The 466-nt window shown below is 68.2% G+C and carries 1 protein-coding gene; it reads left to right on the forward strand.

Features of this window, described 5'->3' with window-relative positions; translation table 11 throughout:
• On the forward strand, positions 1 to 466 hold a 466-nt coding region (locus JWG43_RS20770; protein ID WP_504208227.1), incomplete at both ends, for a biotin/lipoyl-containing protein.

Raw genomic sequence — 466 nt, forward strand, 5'->3', positions numbered from 1 at the left:
GTCCTATGACGAGGACGAGGAGATGATCCTGACCCTGACGGGCGGGGGCGATATCCGCTTGTCGGACATCGACTGGCGGCCGGGTCTGGCCCAGTTCAAGGCCGATCTGGACGGCGAGCCCTTCACCGCCGAGGTCAAGCGCGTCGCCGATGGCTTCGACATCCGCCACCGTGCGGCCAAGGCGCGGGTGCGGGTGCTGCGGCCCCACGTCGCCGAACTGTATGCGCGCCTGCCGGAGAAGGTCGCCGCGGACACCTCCAAGATGGTGCTGTCGCCGATGCCCGGTCTGGTGGTCTCGATCCCGGTGGTCGTGGGCCAGGAGGTCAAGACCGGCGAGACGGTGGCGATCATCGAGGCCATGAAGATGCAGAACATCCTGAAGGCCGAGCGCGACGGCGTGGTGAAGGCTGTCGGCGCCAAGGACGGCGATGCGGTGGCGGCGGACGACGTGCTGGTGGAGTTCGGG

The sequence above is a fragment of the Desulfobulbus alkaliphilus genome (assembly GCF_016918545.1).
In the GTDB taxonomy this organism is placed as follows: domain Bacteria; phylum Desulfobacterota; class Desulfobulbia; order Desulfobulbales; family Desulfobulbaceae; genus Desulfobulbus; species Desulfobulbus alkaliphilus.